Below are 2,299 nucleotides of genomic sequence, written 5' to 3'. Positions count from 1 at the left end.
CTTCTGCACCCGGATGGACTACCTCACCCCGATGATGAACGAGGCGGCCTTCTGCCTCTCGGTCGAGCGGCTGCTCGGCATCACCGACGCGATCCCCGAACGCGCCAGCATCATCCGGGTGATGATGATGGAGCTCACCCGGATCAACTCCCATCTCGTCGCCCTGGGAACCGGCGGCCTGGAGCTCGGTGCGACCACCGTGATGACCGTCGGGTTCCGGGAGCGCGAGCGCATCCTGCGCGTCTTCGAGGCCATCACCGGGCTGCGCATGAACAACTCGTACATCCGGCCGGGTGGCGTGGCCCAGGACGTCCCGCACGGTGCCGTCGACATGGTGCGCGAGGTCGTCGACGAGCTGCGGGACGGCCTGCACGAGCTCGAGCTGCTCCTCAACGAGAACCCGCTCCTTCGGGGTCGCACCGTCGGGGTGGGCTACCTCGACCTCACCGGGTGCATCTCCCTGGGCGTGACCGGTCCGGTGCTCCGGGCCACCGGGCTGCCCCACGACCTGCGCAAGTCCTCGCCGTACTGCGGCTACGAGACCTACGACTTCGAGGTCGTCACCCGGACCGGGTGCGACGCCTACGACCGGCTACGGATCCGCATCGACGAGATGTACGAGTCCCTGAAGATCGTCCTCCAGGCCCTCGACCGGCTGCAGCGCACCGAGGGGCAGCCGGTGATGGTCGAGGACAAGAAGATCGCCTGGCCGGCCCAGCTCGCGATCGGCGGGGACGGCATGGGCAACAGCCTCGACCACATCCGCGAGATCATGGGGACCTCGATGGAGTCGCTGATCCACCACTTCAAGCTCGTCACCGAGGGTTTCCGGGTCCCCCCGGGGCAGGCGTACGTGCCGGTCGAGTCGGCGAAGGGGGAGCTCGGCTGCCACCTCGTGTCCGACGGTGGCACCCGCCCCTACCGCGCCCACTTCCGCGACCCGAGCTTCAACAACCTCCAGTCCGTGGCCGCCATGTGCGAAGGCGGCCAGGTCGCCGACGTCATCGTCGCGGTGGCCTCCATCGACCCCGTCATGGGAGGTGTGGACCGCTGATGGCCCATGACTTCGGCCTCCAGACCGCTTCCGGGCACCTCACCGTGAGCGAGGAGTCAAAGCAGCCCTACCCCGCCGACGTGGAGGCGCGCTTCCGTGCGGACGCCGCGCAGGTCCTCGCGCGCTACCCGCAGAAGCGCTCCGCGCTGCTGCCGCTGCTCCACCTCGTCCAGTCGGTCGACGGCTACGTCACCGGGAGGGGCATCGACCTCTGCGCCGAGATCCTCGACCTCACGACGGCGGAGGTCTCGGGTGTGGCGACGTTCTACACCCAGTACAAGCGCCACCCCAACGGTGAGTACACGGTCGGCGTCTGCACCAACACGCTCTGCGCGATCATGGGCGGCGACGAGATCTGGGAGGCGGTCTCCGAGCACCTCGGCCTGGGCCACGACGAGACGACCGAGGACGGGAAGATCACCCTCGAACGCGTGGAGTGCAACGCTGCGTGCGACTACGCCCCGGTCGTCATGACGAACTGGGAGTTCTTCGACAACCAGACCCCGGAGTCGACGATCCGGCTCGTCGAGGAGCTGCGCTCCGGGGCCGTGGTACGTCCGACTCGCGGGCCGAACCGGGTCTGCACCTTCAAGGAGGTCAGCCGAGTTCTGGCGGGGTTCCCCGACGGTCGCGCCGACGAGGGCGTGGGGGCGGGCCCGGCATCCCTCGTGGGCCTGGTCCTGGCGAAGGAACAGGGGTGGACCGCCCCGGAAGGCGAGTCGTCCCGACACCAGGGCTCGCCCACCACGACAGCGGAGCCATCGGCCGGTGGGGACGGCGCGACCGACGCGTCACCGGCCGGCGCCGCCCGCGGCACCACCATGGGCCGCACCGAGGTGACCCCGGCGAGCGACGACGCGAAGGCCCGCAAGGCCGAGCCGGCGGCTGTGCGGGACGAGGCCGACGGGACGCCGGCCGAGGAGGAGACCTCGACCCGCACGACCGGCTCGACCCCGAAGACGAAGAAGAAGAAGGACTCGTGATGACGACGACCCTCACGCCGATCCTCACGTCGTTCTGGGACGACCCGCAGTCCTGGACACTCGACACCTATGTCCGCAACGGCGGCTACCGCGCGCTGGAGAAGGCGCTCGGCATGGAGCCGGCGGCCATCCTCCAGGCCGTCAAGGACTCCTCGCTGCGCGGCCGCGGAGGTGCAGGGTTCCCCACCGGCATGAAGTGGTCGTTCATGGCCCCCCCGGACGGTGGACCGCGCTACCTCGTCGTCAACGCCGACGAGTCCGA

Annotated in this window: 2 protein-coding genes and 1 pseudogene; all 3 read left to right on the top strand. The window is 69.6% G+C overall.

The annotated features are described in order from the left end of the window. Nucleotides 1-1,054 (top strand): NADH-quinone oxidoreductase subunit D (locus VJN29_RS17975; protein WP_324145011.1); only part of this gene is annotated, 1,054 nt, incomplete at its 5' end. Further along, complete coding sequence (nuoE, locus tag VJN29_RS17970; protein ID WP_324145010.1) at nucleotides 1,054-2,037, top strand: NADH-quinone oxidoreductase subunit NuoE; 984 nt, start codon at nucleotides 1,054-1,056, stop codon at nucleotides 2,035-2,037. The genes VJN29_RS17975 and nuoE, both read left to right, overlap by 1 nt. Beyond that, nucleotides 2,037-2,299 (top strand): annotated as a pseudogene (locus VJN29_RS17965) (NADH-quinone oxidoreductase subunit F); the annotation flags it as partial. The gene nuoE and the pseudogene VJN29_RS17965, both read left to right, overlap by 1 nt.

The organism is Intrasporangium sp. (genome assembly GCF_035280925.1).
Taxonomy (GTDB): domain Bacteria; phylum Actinomycetota; class Actinomycetes; order Actinomycetales; family Dermatophilaceae; genus Intrasporangium.
This window is presented reverse-complemented; position numbering and strand designations above follow the sequence as displayed.